Annotated in this window: 1 protein-coding gene; it reads right to left on the bottom strand. The window is 60.4% G+C overall.

Annotated elements, in window-relative coordinates; translation table 11 throughout:
• Nucleotides 1-115: 115 nt before the first annotated feature.
• Nucleotides 116-1,552 carry an arginine-ornithine antiporter gene (gene arcD, locus PG892_RS22135; RefSeq protein WP_052815136.1) on the bottom strand — a complete coding sequence of 479 codons (1,437 nt, stop codon included), beginning with the start codon at nucleotides 1,550-1,552 and terminating at the stop codon, nucleotides 116-118.
• Nucleotides 1,553-1,840 lie beyond the last annotated feature (288 nt).

The following is a 1,840-nucleotide window of genomic DNA, read 5'->3' as shown; positions in this document are numbered from 1 at the left end:
GAAAAAACCCCGAAATATCGGGGTTTTTAGGCATTTCGCTTTACAAAACGCTTTACATTTTAAAAAAACCGGCCCTAAAAAGAGATGGCATCTTGCCATCTCTTTATTGTGCCGATTAATGCAGGGGAATGGTACCGTCCATCACCTTGTAGAACGCCAGCACGGCGCAACCGAGCAGGGCTGCCGTCATCCCCTGCTCCAGCCGGTTGAGGCTGCGCAGACCGTGGTGCTGGCGCGCCTTCCAGTAGATGAAGATCCCCGGGCTGTAGAGCAGCGCCACCAGCAAGAGGTACTCCACCCCGGCGGCATAGACCAGCCAGCAGCCATAGACGGTGGCCACCAAGGCCAGCAGCAGGTCGCGCTTGCGCTGATGGGGCTGGCCCGCGTAGGTCTCCCCTTTCAACGCCAGCTTGAGGCCGTAAGCACCGGAGAAGACATAGGGCACCAGGGCCGCCGAGGTGGCGATGTTCACCAGCGCCAGGTAGGTGCTGTTCTGGAAGTAGATGATGATGAGGAAGATTTGCACCAGGCAGGTGGAGCACCAGAGCGACACCTTGGGGGAGCCGTTCTTGTTCTCCTTGGCGAACCAGGCCGGGAAGACCCCGGTCTTGCCGGCTATGTAGGGCACTTCCGCCGCCAGCACGGTCCAGCTCAGCAGGGCCCCCATCACCGAGATCACCAGGCCGATGTTGATGAGCCAGGCGCCCCAGGGGCCGACCACGGCTTCCAGGATCATGGCGGTGGAGGGGTTCTTGAGGGCCGCCAGTTGCGGCTGGTTCATGACCCCCAGGGAGAACAGGGTCACCATGACGTAGAGCGCCAGGGCCCCCAGCAGCGCCAGCACGGTGGCGCGGCCCACGTCCTTGCGATGGCGGGCACGGGCGGAGACCACCACGGCCCCCTCGATGCCGATGAAGACCCAGAGGGTCACCTTCATGGTGGACTTGACCTGATCCATCACGGAGCCGAGCTCGGGACTCCCCTGCCCCCAGAGATCCAGGGTGAAGGTCTCCATGTTGAAAGCGAGCAGGATGGCTACGCAGAAGACGATGAGGGGCACCATCTTGGCGATGGTGGTGACGATGTTCACCAGCGCCGCCACCTGGATGCCGCGCAGCACCAGGGCATGCACCGACCAGATGAGCAGGGAAGCGAGCGCGATGGCGACCGGGGTATTGCCGTCACCGAAGATGACATTGTCCGGCGTGTCGAAGAAGTAGCTCAGCGCACTGAACACCACGATGGCGTAGGAGACGTTGGCCAGCAGCTGGCACAGCCAGTAACCCCAGGCGGCGTTGAAGCCGACGAAATCCCCGAACCCTGCCTTGGCGTAGCTGAAGATGCCGCCATCGAGATCCGGTCGACGCATGGAGAGATTCTGGTAGACCAGGGCGAGGCAGATCATGCCGATCCCCGTGATGGCCCATCCCAGGGCGACGGCCCCGGCACTGGCGTGCGCTGCGATGTTTTGCGGCAGACTGAAAACCCCGGCACCGACCATGGAGCCGATCACCAGCGAAATGAGGGCACCCAGCCCCAGTTTCTTGTCCATCTCAAACCTGTTTTATTAAGCGGCGGCTGAGCATCCGTATTCATACAGCGCGCGACATGGGAGGGGCTAAAAATCCGTACCCCGTGAAAAAGGCGGCAACTATATTGCATGACTATTCCGGCCGCAATCCCTCTTGCCGTCAATCATAAGCCGCCTTGACCGCGCGCAATTTTACAGCACTGACCCGGGGTGCCTGTGAGCTGGTTCAAATTAAGAAATCTATGGTCACCCCCTTTTTTGCAACCTTGATTTCGGGTGTTGTGGTTGGCTTGCTTAAATCTATCCGGC

The organism is Aeromonas sp. QDB68 (genome assembly GCF_027707405.1).
Taxonomy (GTDB): Bacteria; Pseudomonadota; Gammaproteobacteria; order Enterobacterales; family Aeromonadaceae; genus Aeromonas; species Aeromonas caviae.
The sequence above is the reverse complement of the archived record's forward strand: the minus strand, read 5'-3'. Positions and strand labels throughout refer to the sequence as shown.